This is a genomic window from Robiginitalea insularis, assembly GCF_052497835.1.
In genome coordinates this window covers 2,486,010-2,502,823 of the sequence record NZ_CP199296.1, presented here as the reverse complement: position 1 = coordinate 2,502,823, position 16,814 = coordinate 2,486,010, and the positions used below count along the sequence as shown (strand labels likewise).

The 16,814-nt window shown below is 46.0% G+C and carries 21 protein-coding genes and 1 other RNA gene; 13 read left to right on the top strand and 9 right to left on the bottom strand.

Going from position 1 to position 16,814, the window contains the following annotated elements; translation table 11 throughout:
• Positions 1-16: 16 nt before the first annotated feature.
• Genes ACT6NV_RS11345 through ACT6NV_RS11335 form a run of 3 tightly spaced genes read left to right on the top strand, consistent with a single transcriptional unit; the run spans position 17 to position 1,857 of the window.
• A complete protein-coding gene (locus ACT6NV_RS11345; RefSeq protein ID WP_445384564.1) occupies positions 17-472 on the top strand; it encodes an SRPBCC family protein in 456 nt (151 codons plus the stop codon).
• Positions 473-482: 10 nt separating this feature from the next.
• A complete protein-coding gene (locus tag ACT6NV_RS11340) occupies positions 483-710 on the top strand; it encodes a hypothetical protein (RefSeq protein ID WP_445384563.1) in 228 nt (75 codons plus the stop codon).
• Positions 711-720: 10 nt separating this feature from the next.
• Complete coding sequence (locus tag ACT6NV_RS11335) at positions 721-1,857, top strand: serine hydrolase (protein ID WP_445384562.1); 1,137 nt, start codon at positions 721-723, stop codon at positions 1,855-1,857.
• A gap of 29 nt (positions 1,858-1,886) precedes the next feature.
• Here ACT6NV_RS11335 and rny read toward each other — a convergent pair whose 3' ends face one another.
• From rny to ACT6NV_RS11315, 4 genes are all read right to left on the bottom strand, one after another.
• Positions 1,887-3,455, bottom strand: coding sequence for a ribonuclease Y (gene rny / locus ACT6NV_RS11330; RefSeq protein WP_445384561.1), 1,569 nt, complete (start codon positions 3,453-3,455; stop codon positions 1,887-1,889).
• Between the two features lie 126 nt (positions 3,456-3,581).
• A non-coding RNA gene (gene ssrS / locus ACT6NV_RS11325) (6S RNA) lies at positions 3,582-3,688 on the bottom strand.
• Positions 3,689-3,742: 54 nt separating this feature from the next.
• Entirely contained in the window at positions 3,743-4,039 is a 297-nt protein-coding gene (locus tag ACT6NV_RS11320) for a cell division protein ZapA (RefSeq protein ID WP_445384560.1), read from the bottom strand.
• Positions 4,040-4,054: 15 nt separating this feature from the next.
• The gene (locus ACT6NV_RS11315) at positions 4,055-4,345 is read right to left on the bottom strand and encodes a hypothetical protein (protein ID WP_445384559.1); all 291 of its coding nucleotides are present in this window, start codon (positions 4,343-4,345) and stop codon (positions 4,055-4,057) included.
• A 193-nt stretch (positions 4,346-4,538) separates the two neighbouring features.
• Here ACT6NV_RS11315 and ACT6NV_RS11310 point away from each other — a divergent pair, with 193 nt between their 5' ends.
• Together ACT6NV_RS11310 and ACT6NV_RS11305 are read left to right on the top strand one after the other, a co-directional pair.
• Positions 4,539-6,230 (top strand): M23 family metallopeptidase, encoded by a 1,692-nt coding sequence (locus tag ACT6NV_RS11310; protein WP_445384558.1) that lies wholly within the window; start codon positions 4,539-4,541, stop codon positions 6,228-6,230.
• Between the two features lie 114 nt (positions 6,231-6,344).
• Complete coding sequence (locus ACT6NV_RS11305) at positions 6,345-6,992, top strand: hypothetical protein (protein WP_445384557.1); 648 nt, start codon at positions 6,345-6,347, stop codon at positions 6,990-6,992.
• Position 6,993: 1 nt separating this feature from the next.
• Here ACT6NV_RS11305 and ACT6NV_RS11300 read toward each other — a convergent pair whose 3' ends face one another.
• Positions 6,994-8,142, bottom strand: a complete 1,149-nt coding sequence (locus ACT6NV_RS11300; protein ID WP_445384556.1) for a cysteine desulfurase family protein — start codon at positions 8,140-8,142, stop codon at positions 6,994-6,996.
• A 108-nt stretch (positions 8,143-8,250) separates the two neighbouring features.
• On the opposite strand from ACT6NV_RS11300, the gene ACT6NV_RS11295 reads away from it, so the two are divergent.
• Positions 8,251-8,757, top strand: a complete 507-nt coding sequence (locus tag ACT6NV_RS11295) for a hypothetical protein (protein ID WP_445384555.1) — start codon at positions 8,251-8,253, stop codon at positions 8,755-8,757.
• Here ACT6NV_RS11295 and ACT6NV_RS11290 read toward each other — a convergent pair.
• Positions 8,754-9,311 (bottom strand): Smr/MutS family protein, encoded by a 558-nt coding sequence (locus ACT6NV_RS11290; RefSeq protein ID WP_445384554.1) that lies wholly within the window; start codon positions 9,309-9,311, stop codon positions 8,754-8,756. The genes ACT6NV_RS11295 and ACT6NV_RS11290 overlap by 4 nt on opposite strands.
• Positions 9,298-9,501: a hypothetical protein gene (locus tag ACT6NV_RS11285; protein WP_445384553.1), complete on the bottom strand. Its 204-nt coding sequence runs from the start codon at positions 9,499-9,501 to the stop codon at positions 9,298-9,300. Before ACT6NV_RS11285 ends, ACT6NV_RS11290 begins: the two co-directional genes overlap by 14 nt.
• A 43-nt stretch (positions 9,502-9,544) precedes the next feature.
• On the opposite strand from ACT6NV_RS11285, the gene ACT6NV_RS11280 reads away from it, so the two are divergent.
• From ACT6NV_RS11280 to ACT6NV_RS11270, 3 genes are read left to right on the top strand one after another with little or no spacing between them, the layout of a single operon-like run.
• Positions 9,545-9,853 (top strand): DUF2752 domain-containing protein, encoded by a 309-nt coding sequence (locus ACT6NV_RS11280; RefSeq protein WP_445384552.1) that lies wholly within the window; start codon positions 9,545-9,547, stop codon positions 9,851-9,853.
• Between the two features lie 10 nt (positions 9,854-9,863).
• Positions 9,864-10,190 carry a CCC motif membrane protein gene (locus tag ACT6NV_RS11275; RefSeq protein ID WP_445384551.1) on the top strand — a complete coding sequence of 109 codons (327 nt, stop codon included), beginning with the start codon at positions 9,864-9,866 and terminating at the stop codon, positions 10,188-10,190.
• Between the two features lie 20 nt (positions 10,191-10,210).
• Complete coding sequence (locus ACT6NV_RS11270; protein WP_445384550.1) at positions 10,211-10,510, top strand: CCC motif membrane protein; 300 nt, start codon at positions 10,211-10,213, stop codon at positions 10,508-10,510.
• A gap of 34 nt (positions 10,511-10,544) precedes the next feature.
• Here ACT6NV_RS11270 and recQ read toward each other — a convergent pair whose 3' ends face one another.
• Positions 10,545-12,746 carry a DNA helicase RecQ gene (recQ, locus tag ACT6NV_RS11265; protein ID WP_445384549.1) on the bottom strand — a complete coding sequence of 734 codons (2,202 nt, stop codon included), beginning with the start codon at positions 12,744-12,746 and terminating at the stop codon, positions 10,545-10,547.
• Positions 12,747-12,987: 241 nt separating this feature from the next.
• Here recQ and ACT6NV_RS11260 point away from each other — a divergent pair, with 241 nt between their 5' ends.
• The 4 genes from ACT6NV_RS11260 to lptB are packed head-to-tail and all read left to right on the top strand — an operon-like array spanning position 12,988 to position 15,921.
• Positions 12,988-13,953: a KpsF/GutQ family sugar-phosphate isomerase gene (locus ACT6NV_RS11260; protein WP_445384548.1), complete on the top strand. Its 966-nt coding sequence runs from the start codon at positions 12,988-12,990 to the stop codon at positions 13,951-13,953.
• Positions 13,953-14,792 (top strand): twin-arginine translocase subunit TatC, encoded by an 840-nt coding sequence (gene tatC, locus ACT6NV_RS11255; RefSeq protein ID WP_445384547.1) that lies wholly within the window; start codon positions 13,953-13,955, stop codon positions 14,790-14,792. The genes ACT6NV_RS11260 and tatC overlap by 1 nt, the downstream gene beginning before the upstream one ends.
• Entirely contained in the window at positions 14,776-15,123 is a 348-nt protein-coding gene (locus ACT6NV_RS11250) for a carboxymuconolactone decarboxylase family protein (RefSeq protein ID WP_445381717.1), read from the top strand. Before tatC ends, ACT6NV_RS11250 begins: the two co-directional genes overlap by 17 nt.
• Positions 15,124-15,180: 57 nt before the next feature.
• Positions 15,181-15,921: an LPS export ABC transporter ATP-binding protein gene (lptB, locus tag ACT6NV_RS11245; protein WP_445384546.1), complete on the top strand. Its 741-nt coding sequence runs from the start codon at positions 15,181-15,183 to the stop codon at positions 15,919-15,921.
• Positions 15,922-15,955: 34 nt separating this feature from the next.
• Here lptB and ACT6NV_RS11240 read toward each other — a convergent pair whose 3' ends face one another.
• Positions 15,956-16,699, bottom strand: coding sequence for a CDP-alcohol phosphatidyltransferase family protein (locus ACT6NV_RS11240; protein ID WP_445384545.1), 744 nt, complete (start codon positions 16,697-16,699; stop codon positions 15,956-15,958).
• Between the last annotated feature and the right edge of the window lie 115 nt (positions 16,700-16,814).

Here is a 16,814-nt window from a genome sequence, read left to right as displayed (position 1 = left end):
AGTAAACAGACACCCAATGAAGTACAGCTGCGAAATTACAATCCATCTTCCCAGGGAACGCATGCTGGAAATTCTGGACAAGCCTGAGAATATGAAACACTGGCAAAAAGGACTTCTGCGCTATGAGCATATTTCAGGTCCACCCGAAGCGGAAGGCTCCCAGATGGAATTGGAATATCAGATGGGAAAACGAAAAATTACCATGGTAGAGACGATCATCAAAAAAGATTTGCCCGATGAATTCCACGTAACTTATGACGCCAAAGGGGTACATAACCTTCAAAAAAACTACTTTTTGGAACTCGATAAAAACAGCTGCAAATGGGTATCCGAAACCGAATTCACCTTTTCGGGTTTAGCAATGAAACTCATGGCCCTGCTGATGCCGGGGGCATTTAAAAAACAATCTATGGCCTATCTGAAGGATTTTAAAAACTTTGCGGAATCCGGTCAGTCTGTTGCGGGTCTTTAAGCCAATAAATATGCAAAAAAAAATAAGGGTCATTTGGGATTTCAGGGGACCCGCTGCTTCCCAAACGGCCAGGCACTACTGTAATCACTTAAGGGAATATCCGCTGCAACCAGGCCCATTGGAAATTGGATCTAAAGACGTGAGTGATATTCACAGCCTGGCCTATATGGTAATATTGGAAACCGAACTGGCCGAAATACGGGATTCCCTTAAACCGCATCGCGGCGAGTATGTATAATGAAAAAATTATGAACTTTATTAAAACCATTGCCCTGCTTTTGACAGGCTGCTGCCTGACCAGCTGCCTCTCTGCGAGCCGGGAAAAGGACCCGCTAAAGGAAATTCTGAATTCCAGGGATCCGGCCATCCGTAAGGTCATGAAAGATCCAGGCCTGTACGAAGTTCAGATTCGCTATACCCGGATACTGAGGGAGGGCGGAACTGTTCGCTTTAAAGATTATGACTTCAGGGTTGATACTGAGGCGTATTTCTATCCCGCCTCCACTGTTAAATTTCCGATTGCCGTACTGGCACTGGAAAAATTAGGCACCATGGATAGCCTGGATCGGAATACCCGCTTTTATATCGAGGGCGATAGTGTGGAAAACAGTTTTGCAGATGATATTGTAAAGGTCTTCGCTATAAGCGATAATCACGCGAACAACAGATTACTGGAGTTTTTGGGACAGGATGCCATCAATGAGCGCCTGGGGAGCCTCCAGGTGCGGCCAGCCAGGATCTCTCACAGGTTGGGATACCATAGCGATGATGTGAGCACACGCCCCCTTATATTATATCTGAATGACAGCACCACGGTGCAGTCCAAACCGATTGTGAACCATCCGCCTGTGCCCCTGGAAATTTCCGGGGTCTTAAAAGGACGGGGCTATTACAGGGAAGATTCCCTTTATATGGCACCCTTTGATTTTGGTCTGAAAAACTACCTGCCGGTTACTTCACTATCCGGACTGATGAAAAGGGTTATCTTCCCGGAAACCTTTCCGGAAAATGAAAGGTTCCGTCTTAGTCCGGATCAGCGCGAATTCCTTTTAAACAGTATGAAAATCATCCCTCGCAAAGCCGGTTATGATCCGGTAATGTACCAGGACGGTTACTGCAAATTTTTTATCTATGGAGATACGGAAGATCGCATCCCCGATCATATCTCTATTTACAATAAAGTGGGGTTTGCCTATGGCACATTAACGGATTGCGCTTATATCACTGATGACGAAAATGGCGTAGAATTTATGCTCACAGCGACCATCCTGGTGAATTCCAATGGCATTTTTAATGATGACCAATACGAGTATGACGAAACAGGTTTGCCTTTCCTGGCGGCATTGGGCAGGGCTGTCTATCAGTATGAACTGGGACAGCAATAAACCTTTTCAGGACTGGGACGGTACAAATACTACTTCGCCACGTTAACCGACCGGGTTTCCCGAATAACGGTTACCTTCACCTGTCCGGGATAAGTCATATCAGTTTGTATTTTCTGAGAAATTTCAAAAGACAATTGGGCAGCTTTTTCATCGCTTACCTTCTCACTTTCAACTATTACGCGTAGTTCCCTTCCGGCCTGTATGGCATAGGCCTTTTGAACCCCTCCAAAACCAAAAGCGATTTCCTCAAGGTCCTTTAATCGCTGGATATAGGAATCCAGTACCTGCCTTCTGGCCCCGGGCCGGGCTCCGCTGATCGCATCACAAACCTGAACTACAGGCGAAATCAGGGTAGTCATTTCAACTTCGTCATGATGGGCCCCGATTGCGTTGCATACTTCCGGTTTCTCTCCGTATTTCTCAGCCCATTGCATTCCGAGTATGGCATGCGGGGTCTCCATTTCGGCCTCCGTATTGGGAACCTTTCCAATATCGTGAAGCAAACCGGCCCGCTTGGCCAGTTTAGGGTTCAGCCCCAATTCTGAAGCCATCACACCGCAAAGCTTGGCCACTTCCCTGGAATGTTGCAGGAGGTTTTGTCCGTATGAAGAGCGGTACTTCATGCGCCCGACCACCCGGATCAGTTCGGGATGCAATCCGTGTATTCCCAGATCTATAACGGTTCGTTTCCCAACCTCTACGATCTCCTGTTCTATTTGTTTTTCGGTTTTCCGTACTACTTCTTCAATCCTGGCCGGGTGGATTCGCCCGTCCGTGACCAATTTATGAAGGGATAAGCGGGCTACTTCCCGGCGTACCGAATCAAAGCAGGAAAGAATGATGGCTTCCGGGGTATCATCAACAATAATCTCGACTCCGGTTGCTGCTTCCAGGGCCCGGATATTCCGACCTTCCCGGCCGATAATCCGGCCCTTAACATCATCTGATTCCAGGTTAAAAACCGAAACACAGTTTTCAACCGCTTCCTCGGTCCCGATTCGCTGAATGGTGTTGACGATTATTTTCTTTGCCTCTTGCTCAGCCGTCATTTTGGCCTCTTCAATAGTTGTCTGAAGAAAGGCCATAGCATCTGTTTTGGCAGTCTCTTTAAGCGATTCTAAAAGCTGGGTCTTGGCATCTTCTGCAGAGAGGCCGGAAATTACTTCCAGCTGTTGCACCTGGCTGTTGTGCAATTTCTCCAACTCCCCTTGTTTTCGCTCAAAGAATTCCCTTTTCTTGTCCAGTTCTCTGGCCTTGGACTCAAGCTGCTCATTTATTTTTTTGGTCCGTGCCAGCTCGCTGCTAACCTGTGATTCTTTATCCCGGGTTCGTTTCTCCGCTTCGGCAATTTTTTTATCCTTGTTGATAATGACCTTTTCGTGTTCGGCCTTTAGTTCAAGAAACTTTTCCTTTGCCTGAAAAATTTTGTCCTTTTTGATATTCTCAGCTTCAGCATTTGCTCCTTTGAGAATAGAAGCAGCCTCTTTTTTGGCTGCATCAATAGTTTTGGATGCTTTCCCTTTTTCCAGGATTTTGGCTATAATAAAACCAATCCCCAGGCCTATGACCAAAGCGATTATTCCCGTTGTAGTGTCCATTTGTAGTTCTTTTTAGTTTGCCTGTTCAGGCAATGAATACGAGTTGCTTCATGCATAGCAAGGGCATAATGCCCTGATTTCAGGTAGAAAATTCAAAAAAAAACCCACATTGGTGAAGTTTTGTACAAACTCCAAAAAACAGGTTTAGGGCTAACAAATTGCTCAAGGATCCTTTCTGGAAGGCTTGCTTTTACAACTTAAACTCACCCTTTTTAATTAAATTAATGTTGAGTTTGTCAAAAATAAATACCAATGTGGGCAGTATTGTTTTTGCTATGTAAAAGAACTTAGTGCATGCTCAGTTTAGAAGCTACCAGGGCATCGAGTGATTTTAAGCGCTCTGTTACTTCCTGTGTGTCTTCTTTTTGTTCTATGCCCCCCTGCTCTACCTTGGATGCAAACTGTAAGGCGCACATGGCCAGTACATCCTGTTTATCGCGAACGGCATAGTTCTGTTCAAATTTTTTGGCAAGCTGTTCGATGTTCTTTGCTGCCTTCCTGAGCCCCTCTTCCTGAGCGGGGTCAATGGTTAGCGGGTACACCCTGTCAGCTATTGAAAGCTTTATTTTCAGCTTCTCCTGCATATTTGAACGTTTGCATTACTCAGATAATTGTACGATACAATGATCTATTTCTCTGATTAGTGCGTTTATTTTGAGCTTGGCTTCTGTTTTATTCGTTTCACTGCCCAACATTGAATTAGCCATTTTCAGGGAATTGTATTTCTCCTCCCATTCAGCTGCAGTTCTTTGGGCGTCCTCATAGGCTTTATTAAGCTGATCGAATTCCTTTTTCAGGTCTTCCCTGCTGCGCTGGGTCAATTCCAGTTTATGCAACAGTTTACTGATCTTGTTTTCTAATGAGTCTACAATTTCGACCAATTCACTCATTGGCTTTCTTCAATGTATTTACACAAAGTTAAGATTCCCCGGGCGACTTCGCAATAGTTTTTCGTTAATTAAACAATTATGTTCCCCGGCAGCCCGGTACAACTGGGATGAACTCCTCATTCCAGTGGAAATTGCAGCCTTTGTGTTTTAGAATTGCATCCTGAATGTTTAATTTCGCATTAACTAGCCGTCTATGAAAAGAATTTTATGCTGTTTAATGATGCTCTCAGTATCGGGTATGAAAGCCCAATATGCGGGCTCTGATAGCGATTTTGCCCCTCCCCTGGACATCCCCCTGATTCTCGCAGGAACCTTCGGGGAGTTGCGATCAAACCATTTTCATTCCGGAATAGACATAAAAACCCAGCAGCGTCAGGGGCTGCCCATATATGCGATTGCTGAAGGCACTGTAAGCAGGGTCAAGGTCAGTCATTGGGGGTATGGCAAGGCCTTATATATTTCACATCCGAACGGCTATACCTCCGTATATGCCCATTTGCAAAAATTCAGTCCTGAAATAGATGAATATGTTAAGACGCTGCAATATTCCAAACAATCGTATGAGGTAGAGGCCTTCCCTGAATACGGCACCTTAAAAGTTGCCAAGGGGAGTGTGATCGCCTACAGCGGGAATACCGGAGGATCTTCCGGGCCACACCTGCATTTTGAAGTACGCAGCAGCCTGGATGAGAAGCCTACCAACCCACTGCTCTACAACTTTGAAGTGAGGGATGCCACCAATCCTGTACTGGAGAAAGTCTACGCTTATCCATTATCCGAAAATTCACAGGTGAATCAAAGCGCGGAAAAAATTGAGATTCCGCTCAAAAGGCAGGCAGATGGCAGTTACCTGGCCGACCCCGTTTATGCAGACGGCAACATAGGATTCGGAGTGGTGGCATTTGACCGTCAGGATATGGCGGCCAACAAAAATGGGGTGTTCCGCATTGAACAAAGGGTAAATGGGAAAACCTATACCCGAATCGATTTCGATAAATTTTCTTTCGGGGAAACACGCCTGATCAATACGCTTATCGATTACCCCCATTATTACCAATACCGGGACCGGATTCAAAAATGCTTCCGGGCGGCCGGCAATAAATTGAGTTTATTCGAAGCTTTTCAGAACAATGGTGAAATAGCTATTCGGCCCGGGTTAAGCTATCAGGTGGAACTTGAGCTGAGCGATGTGGCCGGGAATCGCACCCTGGTCCGCATTCCGGTTGAGGGCCGGAAACAAGCCGTACTGATCAGTCCGAAAGATTCCATCACCCCCAATTTCATTTTAGCTTCCAAGCCGCATAGTTTCAGTGCGGGTAGTGCCCGGGTCTATTTTCCGGCCGATACCTTTTATGAGAACTTCTACCTGCAGCTCTCCCATTCGGGCGATACGCTGCACCTTCACAATCCTTCCGTTCCGGCACACCGAAATTTTACGATCACCTATGACGTTTCCAATTACACTCCCGAGGACAGAAGAAGACTTTTTGTAGCCAGGCTTGGCAGAAATAACAGATTGGAATACGAGCGAACCTATAAGCGGGGGAATACGTTTAATATTCGCAGCAGGGAATTGGGCAGTTTTGTTCTGGCCCAGGATACTGTACCGCCAAAAATTTCCTCAAAAAACTTTAAGGAAAATCAATGGCTTACCAATTACCGTTACCTCAGCCTGAAGATTTCCGATGACCTCAGCGGTATTGAAAGCTATAGCGCAACCCTAAATGGCAAATGGATCCTGATGGAATACGAGCCAAAAACCAGTACAATCACTTATAATTTTGACGATCAAATTCTGAACGAACGCCAGTGCAGACTACAGGTAGAAGTAACAGATAATGTTGGGAACTCAAGTGTATTCACAGCAAATTTTTACCGGAGATAGCCGGGTAATTACCCCCTTTAACCAAGCCTTTTTTTTGCGTATTTTTGCACAGCCGAATTTCTCAATAAAAGGAGAACTACTGCTTTTGAGAATATAATGAGTGAATTGAAACGCATGAAAAAGCTTTTTTTTCTGTTTGCCCTGTTTACCCTATGCGGATTGAGTGCCCAGAAAGACATCTTTCAAAGCAACCGCTTTGACCAGCTCAGCAAGAATCATAGAACGCTGGCGATTATTCCATTCTTTGTACATCTGGACCTGGACAACGGGATTTCAGGAAAGGAATTGAAAGTGCTGGAGGAAAAGGAAGGTTATGCTGTACAAAACGCCCTGGAGACTTATTTTGGAAGAGGGAAAAAGCGTAAAAAGTTTACAGTAGCCTTTCAGAACAGCGAGGACACCAACGCCCTTTTGGCCAAAAAAAATATTTCTTATAACAATATAGACCGGTACACCATCAGGGAACTGGCTTCCGTCTTGAATGTTGACGGAATCATCAGTGGCAATTTAGATATAAACGTATTGCTTTCGGAAGGGCTTTCTGAAGATTTCAGTTTCATGGATTATATCCTGGGTGATGCTGATTACGGCAGGATCGGGATCAAAATAAGCGATGGGGATTCCGGAAAGCTCCTCTGGAAATACGAGCAGGAAATCACCAAGAAATCAGGAAAGAATACAGATGACCTGATCGATAAGATGATGAAGAAAGCGGCCAGGAGATTTCCATACGACAAAGAAAGCCGCAGGGACAGAAGCTGATTCAGGCAGCGGCAAATTCCTGCAACACCTCAATTACGTAATCCAGTTCCTCCCGGGTATTGCAGTGCGAAAACGAGAATCGGATGGAGGGTTGTTTCAGCGCCTCTTCATCCAGTATTTCGTTTAGAACATGAGAGCCCATATTACTGCCGGACTGGCAGGCACTCCCTTTAGAACAGGCTATTCCCTTAAGATCCAGGTGGAATAGCAGCATTTGCCCCTGAGCTTCGGTAAAGGGCAGGCGAACGTTGACCAGGGTGTATGTGCTTTTTTCAGGATCAGCAGACAGGCCATTGAAAGCAACGCCGGGGAGACTTGAAGTCAATTTCTCTATAAAGTAGTCCTTTAACTGTTGTACGTATTCGCGCTCTTTGGCCAGATCCTTGTAGGCGGTCCTGAAGGCGGTTTCCATCCCAATAACGTTGTGATAGGGCTCTGTGCCCGCACGAAACCCCCTTTCCTGGGAACCTCCCAAAATAAGCGGCTTCAAGCCTGTATTCTTTCGGATAAAGGCAAAACCAATTCCTTTCGGGCCGTGAAATTTATGGGCCGCAGCGGTAAGGAAATCTACCGGTACCTGTTGTACATCCCAGGGAAAATGCCCGATGGACTGTACTGTATCAGAATGAAATAAAGCCCCGGACTCCCGGCACAGATTACCGATTTTTATTAAGTCGATCATGTTGCCGATCTCATTGTTGACATGCATCAGGCTAACCAACTTATTTGAACTATCCGCAGTGAGCAGGTTTTGCAGGTGTTCCATTTTCGGATTTCCCGAACCGTCCAATTCAACAAACCTCAATTCAATGCCGTATTCCCCAACCAGGGCCTCAGCCGTATGCAGTACCGCATGGTGCTCAATTTTTGAGGTAATCAGGGTTTGTATGCCCAGGTCTCGCACTGCTGAGCGAAGGATCATATTATCAGCCTCCGTGCCTCCGGAGGTAAAGATGATCTCGCTGGGCTGGGCCCCAAGCTCTGCAGCGATACTTTTACGGGCCTTTTCGATTCCGGTCTTGGCAGTTCTGCCAAAGGCATGGGTTGATGAGGGATTGCCGTAGCATTCGCAAAGTGCCTGGTGCATACTCTCGATCACCTCCTCCCTGAGCGGAGTGGTGGCTGCATTGTCCAAGTATACTTTATGCATGATCTGCTTTTTTTGCGTTTTCAAAAATAACCGTTTCAAATGAGATTCAAATAAAATTGCAGCAAAACGTTTGGGATATTAGCTGCCTAATCCAGTATCTTTGGAATTATGAAAAAGGGAGTACTGCTTGTTTTTGCCGTTAGCATGCTAAACTGTTCCAGCGGGGACCTGCAAATCGAAACCCTGGATTTTAACACTGCTTCCATCCAGTATTGCGGAAGCCTTACCACTGCCACCCAGGTTTTCTTTAAACTCAACGACCGTGAGGCGCTCATTCTGGAATTGCAAAGCGGCCTGTTGCAGAATGTCCCATCCGAAAACACCATCAGCAGTGCTATTCCGTCGCAGTCTCAGCTGCGATACCGAGCTTTCTCGGGCACTGTGGACAGTGGGTATTTTTGTGATGACGTTCCCCCTGTCGATCCGGTTGTGATCGAAGAAATATCCGCTGCCGAGGGAAATGTGCTGATCAGCACCATACAAAATCCAAGCGATACTACTCAATTTGAACATACCATCAGCCTGGAAGGGGTCTCTTTTGTAAATGCTGCCGGAGAAAGACTTACCAATCTGGCCCTGGAAGATTTCGGGCAAATCATTACTGTAGAAGACTAGAGCATCAAGCGCTGGGGAATATAAACTTCGGTTGCGCCACTCCCGTAATTCCGATAATCGGCTTCCTTTATTGTAAGACCTTCATATCGCCTCAGGCGGGTGTGTAATTCGGCCTTCAGCACCCCCTCCCCCAATCCGTGAATAAAGACTACCCGCTGAATCCGCTTTCTCATGGCAAAGGCAAGTTGCTGTTCAGCTGTATCGAGTTGAAAATCCAGGGCTTCGTATTCTGAGAGTTGTTTTCCACGGGGCAATAATTTTTCCAGATGCAGGTCTACCTCCAATACAGGAATAGATTTTCGGCTGCCCCCCGGATTTCTTTTTTTTCTCTCTGCCCGATCTTTCGCAGTCTTTTCAACGAATGCAGCATCCACGGTTCCTGTAGGAAAATGTGGGTTCTCCGGGAGTAAAACAACCTCATTTGCAGGCAGCTCCAGTTCAAACCCTTCAGGAGTTTCTATGCGGACCTGCCCGTCAGGGCTAACCTCCAATACCCTTCCTCCCAGATCTTCATCCAGAAGCTGTACCCGGTCTCCCTTTTTAAGTGGATTCATTTCCATTCGATTTGTCTGTGTCTTCTGCCTTGCCGGTATCCTGTGAGCGCGATATCCCGTACAGCCCGAACATAAGCAGCACAAAGCCGATTGCCAGGCCGAATTCTTTCCGGACCAGCGAAGGCCCGGCAATAAGGCAAGTGGCACCCAGCAGTGTAAACCCCAAATAAATAGGTTGTTTTATTTTCATTGCTCAAAAATAATAGTAATTTTCCGACTGTGAACCAAGTGAAATGTTCGATCTGATCAGCCAGATATATTTAGGGATAGAGGGGTACATGCTCCCCTGTATGAGTAAACAATTATTTGGCCTGGAATGTCCCGGATGTGGATTTCAGAGAGCTGTCCTTTTTTTACTGAAAGGAGACCTGGTTGCATCTTTTAAAATGTACCCCGGGCTGTTTCCGATGATCTTATTATTTTCATTCCTGTTAGTCAACCAGTTCAGAGAAATCCGGAATGCTTCCAAAATCATTATCAGCCTTGCTTCAGTTACGGTCATCTTTATCCTGACTAATTTTGTATTAAATTTATTGCACTAAATAATCATACATGGAACAACAAAAATTACCCAACGTTACCCTTTCACTGGTTCTGGCAATCTTATCCTTCCTGTGCTGTTGTTTTGCCGGATTACCCGGTACACTATTGGCTGCCATTGCCTTTTTCCTGCTCAGAAAGGACGAAAAGACCTATATAGAAGATCCCGAGAAATATTCAAATTACAACCAATTGAAAACCGCCAAGATCATTGCGATTATCGGAATGGTAATAGGTATACTATATTTCCTTCTGAGTGTTTACAACATCCAGCAAATGGGTGGATGGGATGCCTATATGGAAAAAGTTCAGGAAATAAGTGAACAATGGGGCGGTTAAATCCAAAACAAAACTAACAGATGAGTCAACAACCATTACCCGGAGCCAGCACGGCCATGACCATGGGAATTATCTCTATAGTAGGAGCCCTGGTTTGTTGCGGGCCTTTTGCTGCTATTTTCAGCATCATAGGGCTTTCGAGCGCAAAAAAAGCTGAAATTGCCTATAATGAAAATCCGGAACTCTACGGCGGGATTGAAAATGTAAAAACATCCAAGGTACTCTCTTACGTAGGCCTTGGCTTATCCCTGGTAATGCTGGTGCTCGCCATCATCTATTTTGGGGTCATTATTGCAATGGTATCGTCTGAAATTCGGTAAAGGATAAAAAGCCCGGCTCTTAGGCCGGGTTTTTTTAATTTGCCACTTCGCTCATAAATTTAAGCCGGTACAGCCGTAGTTCGTCATCTTCGTATTCCCCGTCGAATTCAGTCATTGCTGCTTCTATATTGTCTGTTTCGGCTTCCAGAAAATACTCGTGTATTTCATGTTGCTGGTCTTCATCCAGGATTTCGTCTATCCAATACCCCAGATCCAGCTTGGTACCGCTAAAAACGATTTGCTCCATTTCTTTGACCAACTCGGGAATCTCAAGTCCTTTAGCCGCGGCGATGTCATCCAGGGGTAATTTCCGATCCACATTCTGAATGATATATAATTTTAAGCCCGAATTTGCCCCGGTGCTTTTCACCACCAGGTCATCCGGACGGGTGATGTCATTTTCTGCTACATAAGTGGCAATCAGATCGAGAAAGGGTTTTCCGTATTTTCTGGCCTTGCCTTCACCCACCCCATAAACATTGATCAATTCCTCCTGGTTTACAGGGTACTTCAGTGCCATATCTTCCAGAGATGGGTCCTGAAATATCACATAGGGCGGGACTTCCAGTTTATGGGCCTCTTTCTTTCTCAGGTCTTTCAATAATTTCAGCAGCGTACTATCGGAAGCTGCCCCGGCGGATCGGTTGCCGGCAACCGGGCTTGCATCAGCGGCAGCAGAATACACGTGGTCCTTGGTCATCATAAAGGACTCCGGATTTTTCAAGAAGGCTTCCCCTTTTTCGGTAAGGTGCAGTATTCCGTATTGTTCAATTTCCTTGTGGAGCAGGCCGGCTACGAGCACCTGTCGGATCAATGCCATCCAATAGGCCTTATCCCGGTCCGCCCCGGAGCCGAAAATATCCTTTTTTTCAGTTTTGTGTGAAGCAATCAGGGCATTTGTAGCGCCTATAAGGGTTTTGACAATTTCCTTTGCCTTAAATTTTTCCTTGGTCTCTTTTACCGCTTTAATAAGCTTTACGACGTTGTCCCTGGCTTCTTCCTTTTCTTTGGGGTTACGGACATTGTCATCCATATCCGCCCCCTCCCCATTTACTTCATCAAATTCCTCACCAAAATAATGGAGGATAAACTTACGCCTGGAAATGGAAGTTTCGGCATAAGCCACGATTTCCTGTAAAAGGGCATTCCCAATCTCTTGTTCGGCCACGGGCTTTCCGGCCATAAATTTTTCGAGCTTTTCAATGTCCTTGTAGGAATAAAAGGCCAGGCAGTGCCCCTCTCCCCCATCCCTTCCGGCCCTGCCGGTTTCCTGATAATAACTCTCAATGCTTTTAGGAATATCGTGGTGGATCACATAACGCACATCCGGTTTATCTATTCCCATACCAAAGGCAATAGTGGCTACTACCACGTCTACCTCCTCCATCAGAAACATATCCTGGTATTTGGAACGGGTTTTTGCATCAAATCCGGCATGATAGGGAACCGCACTTACACCGTTTACCTGTAGTACCTGTGCCAGTTCTTCCACTCGTTTTCGGCTCAGGCAATAGATAATCCCGGACTTGCCCGCATTTTTTTTAACAAAGCGAATGATATCTGCATCCACGTCCTTGGTTTTGGGCCGGACCTCGTAATACAGGTTGGGCCTGTTAAAAGATGCCTTAAAGACATGAGCATCGGGCATCCCGAGGTTCTTAAGGATGTCTTCCTGCACTTTGGGCGTTGCGGTAGCCGTAAGGGCAATCAGCGGGATGTTGTCTCCCAGGCGGTTGATAATACTCCGCAGGTTGCGGTATTCCGGCCTGAAGTCATGGCCCCATTCGGATATGCAATGAGCCTCGTCAATGGCCACAAATGACAGTTCCACCCCTTTCAGGAAATCGATATAATCTTCCTTGGTAAGGGATTCCGGAGCTACATAAAGTAATTTGGTAACCCCATCTTCTATATCCTGCATCACCTGCCGGACCTCTGCCTTGGAGAGGGATGAATTCAGCACATGTGCAATGCCTGCCCTGGCCGATACGCCACGGATAGCATCAACCTGATTTTTCATCAGTGCAATTAAAGGGGAAACAACTATAGCTGTTCCGTCCTTGATAAGAGCGGGAAGTTGATAACAAAGTGATTTCCCGCCTCCGGTAGGCATTATAACAAAAGTATCTTCTCCCTGAATTATTTTTTCAATAACGTCTTCCTGAAGACCCTTAAACTGGGAAAAACCAAAATACTTTTTTAGTGATGCCTTAAGATCAATTTCATTCAAAGTCATGCCTCAATACTTTATTCCTGTGCGACACCCGCTATAAAGGGCGACTTCCCCGATCAAATAAAATGGTAAGTTGTAAAACGAGTAATTTGATTGCGAAATTTGAAATGCAGATAGATTAGATGCTTTCTAATAAGTTTGCGTAATTTTGTTTTCTTAAATATAAAACAAAGTTTTAGAAGTAGGTCCCTTTTTAAGCACATTTTAAGGAAACCGAAACACCTTTGTTAATTCTTGCAAAACCTTGAAGGACAGCAAAGCGATACTCGACATAGCCCGCGAAACGATTACCGCCGAGGGCAATGCCATTCACCACCTGGCAAGCCTTATTGACCTCCAATTTTCAGAAGCTGTAAACTGCATTCTGAAAGCGGAAGGCCGGGTTGTGATCAGTGGGATAGGAAAAAGCGCCATCATTGCTTCAAAAATTGTGGCAACACTCAACTCTACGGGCACTCCGGCCATTTTTATGCATGCAGCGGATGCCATCCACGGAGACCTGGGAACCATACAGCGCAATGACGTGGTAATCTGCATTTCCAAAAGTGGAAATACCCCAGAGATAAAACTGCTGGTACCCTTACTTAAAAAAGGGGCCAATGCACTTATTGGCATGACCGGAAACCCCGAATCCTATCTGGCTCAGCAGTCTGATTACGTACTGAACACCTATGTAGAGAAGGAAGCCTGTCCAAATAACCTTGCCCCTACCACCAGTACTACTGCCCAGTTAGTAATGGGAGATGCACTTGCCATTTGCCTTTTGAAACTAAGAGGGTTCAGCAGCAGTGATTTTGCACGCTTCCACCCGGGAGGCACACTGGGAAAAAGGCTCTATCTGCGCATCAGCGATATCATTCCCCAGAACCAGGTTCCCCGGGTTGGGCTGCAAACCCCTGTAAAAGATGCTATAGTTGAAATTTCAGAGAAAATGCTGGGGGTAACAGCGGTGCTTGACGGCGATATGCTCGCCGGGATAATTACCGATGGGGATATCCGGAGAATGCTCAATAAGCATGACAATATCAGTGGATTGGTAGCGAAGGATATTATGAGTGCCAACCCCAAAACGATCGGAGTGGATACCCTTGCCGTAAAAGCGCTGGACACAATGCAGCAGCACGATATCTCCCAACTGCTGGCGGTGGACGGAGGCCGGTACAAAGGCGTCGTACATATCCATAATCTCATAAAAGAAGGTATTCTCTGATGGCGAAACAAACCAAGGACCCCAATGAAATGTCCTTCCTGGACCACCTGGAGGAGCTTCGCTGGCATTTAATCCGTTCTACGCTGGCTATAGTGCTTATCGGAATTGTCGCCTTTCTGATGAAGGATTTTATTTTCGATACGGTCATTTTCGGCCCCAAGAAAATGGATTTCCCCACTTACCGCCTCTTCTGCAGGATTGCTACCTGGTTAGGATTCGAATCCGCCTTCTGCGCTGAATCCCTTCCTTTTACCATTCAAAACCGAACCATGGCCGGGCAGTTTTCCGCGCACATATGGACTTCCATCTGGGCTGGTTTTATTGTTGGTTTCCCTTACGTATTGTACGAGTTGTGGAAATTTATCAGTCCCGGCCTCTATGAGAAGGAGCGCAGGAATTCGAGAGGGTTTATCCTGATAGCATCTTTACTTTTCTTTATCGGGGTCTTATTCGGCTATTACGTTGTAGCCCCCTTGTCCATTAATTTCCTGGGGACGTATCAGGTAAGTAAAGAGGTGTTAAACGAGATTGACATCAGTTCTTTTATCTCTACCGTCAGGGCATCCGTTATTGCCTGTGGTATTATGTTTGAACTTCCTATCATCATTTACTTTTTTACCAGAGTGGGTCTGGTAACGCCTGAGATTCTCAAAAAATATCGAAAAATAGCCCTGGTGCTGGTACTGATCCTCTCGGCCATCATTACCCCCCCGGATGTGGCCAGCCAGATTATCGTTGCCGTGCCTGTCTTGATACTCTACCAGGTAAGTATCTATATCTCTTCTGTTGTTTTGAAACGAGAAGCTAAAAAAACGAAAAAGAATGCCCAATCAAGTTGATGAATTCAACGCCTATCGTTCGCGGATGAACGAAAAGCTGCTGGCAGAGAACAACAAGCTCGTCAAGCGCATTTTTAATCTGGATACCAACGCCTATGCCCCTGCAGTACTGGATAAGAAAACCAAAGAGTTCTTAGGACTGGTAGCATCGGCAGTCCTCCGCTGCGACGACTGTGTGAAGTACCACCTGCAGGCCCTTTACGAATCAGGAGCCAGCAGGGAGGAAGTAATGGAAACCCTTGGGATCGCAACCCTGGTAGGCGGAACCATTGTAATTCCCCATCTCAGGAGAGCCCATGAATTCTGGGAAGCCCTGGAAGAGAAGGGTTAAATAAATCTCAATTGCTTTCGCCTGCCGGGCAAAATTGCTAGTTTTGACCTTATGTCCATGAAACTTCGAGCGGAAAACATAATGAAATCCTACAGGGGCCGCAAGGTCGTCAAGGGGATTTCCCTGGAGGTGAACCAGGGGGAAATAGTAGGTTTACTGGGGCCAAACGGAGCCGGAAAAACCACTTCCTTTTATATGATTGTAGGCCTTATTAAGCCCAACGGAGGTAAAATTTTCCTGGACCAGACCGAAATAACACGCTTCCCCATGTACAAGCGGGCACAGTACGGGATTGGCTACCTGGCCCAGGAGGCATCCGTGTTCCGCAAACTAAGTGTAGAGAAAAATATCCTGAGTGTTTTGCAACTTACCTCTCTCAGCAAGAAAGAGCAACATATGCGTATGGAGAGCCTGCTGGAGGAGTTCGGGATCACCCATATCCGTAAAAACAGGGGTGACCTCCTCTCAGGAGGCGAAAGAAGGCGAACCGAAATCGCCAGGGCTCTGGCAACTGACCCCAAATTTATTCTGTTGGATGAACCCTTTGCCGGGGTAGACCCGGTTGCTGTGGAAGACATACAGCGCATTGTCGGACAATTGCGGAACAAGAACATCGGTATCCTGATAACGGATCACAACGTGCAGGAAACCCTCGCCATTACAGAGCGATCTTACCTGATGTTTGAGGGTGGTATCCTGAAATCCGGTGTGCCTGAAGAATTGGCAGAAGATGAAATGGTCCGGAAAGTATACCTTGGGCAAAACTTCGAACTGCGAAAAAAGAAATTGCAATTTTAAGGCGGCTACACGGGATTTCCTGCCACCTCCCCTTTCAATCTGCTTTGCGCCCCTGCAATAAGGACATAACAACATAGCATGCAATTATTAAGGGAACAGCAAGAAACTGTAGGGTCAGCAGTAATACTGCACTGATTATCAGAAAAATGTACTTCACCCCATTCTCCTTAAAGCTGGTATTTTTAAATTTAAGAGCAAACAACTGTAAACTGGAATTGAGCAGATAGGAACTCAGAAGGGTCAGGATCAATAGTACCCACGGATTCAGAATCACCTCATTGGTGAATTCACTGCCGTTGTAATACAAAATTAGTGGCAGCGAGAGGATCCAAAGGGCATTGGCCGGGGTAGGTAATCCGGTAAAGGAACTGACCTGGTTTTCATCTATGTTGAATTTGGCCAGCCTGAAACCCGATGCCAGGGTAATAAGCAGGCCTGAAAATGGAATCCAGTTTTCCAGCCATTGGTCTCCCTCAAAAGCAGTCACAAAGAAACTTTCGGAATTCCAGCCTCCATCCATAGCCATACCGAGCAGCTGGCACATCACAAGGCCCGGAACCAGGCCGCTGGTCACCATATCAGCCAATGAATCGAGCTGCACCCCCAGCTCGGACTGAACATTCAGCTTACGGGCAAGTAAACCATCCAAAAAATCACAGATGACTCCGGCCATAAAACAAAGGGCCGCCCATTCCAAATGGTTCAAAACTGCAAATATCGCTGCCAGGGACCCGAAGAAGAGGTTCAGAAGGGTTATAGCATTGGGGATGAATCTCATACTTGTATCGGTTTGAGTAAAAATAGAATAATTCCTGCAATCCAAAGCCGGATTAATAAACTGCTTTGCAGCAACAGGATTGGCTTTTGGTAAAATATTTGGATATTTGTCCCGG